Consider the following 516-nt stretch of genomic DNA (forward strand, 5'->3'; position numbering starts at 1 on the left):
TGTGTTGTATAATTAGAATGAATTGATTTAGTATCTGAAAAAACATAACCACTAACAAGGGCATTAAATGAAACATTAGAACCAAATGAAAAACAAGTAATATTAAATAAAAACAGTTGTGATTTTTCTTTTGAAATATTTGTTTTTATGTGCAAAGGAAAAGTATTTTTAGAATTATTATTAAATTCAAAAATATTTAAAACTCTATTTCGACCTATAACAATATCTTTTTCAAAAAAATTATTAAAATTAGATTCTAATGCTATTTTAGATTGCTCAACTTCATCTATTTTAGAATTAACAGAAGTAGTTAAATCTTCTTTTGTTTGGTTGATTTCAGTAATCTTATTATTTACATTTTTTTCTAATGTTGTTTTAGATTGCTCAACTTCATCTATTTTAGAATTAACAGAAGTAGTTAAATCTTCTTTTGTTTGGTTGATTTCAGTAATCTTATTATTTACATTTTTTTCTAATGTTGTTTTTGATTGCTCAACTTCATCTATTTTAGAATTA

1 pseudogene is annotated in these 516 nt (G+C 21.7%); it reads right to left on the reverse strand.

Annotation, left to right across the window (positions count from 1 at the left end):
- Window positions 1–516 (reverse strand): annotated as a pseudogene (locus CP960_RS13930) (hypothetical protein); the annotation flags it as partial.

It is taken from the genome of Malaciobacter halophilus (assembly GCF_002837275.1).
GTDB lineage: Bacteria > Campylobacterota > Campylobacteria > Campylobacterales > Arcobacteraceae > Malaciobacter > Malaciobacter halophilus.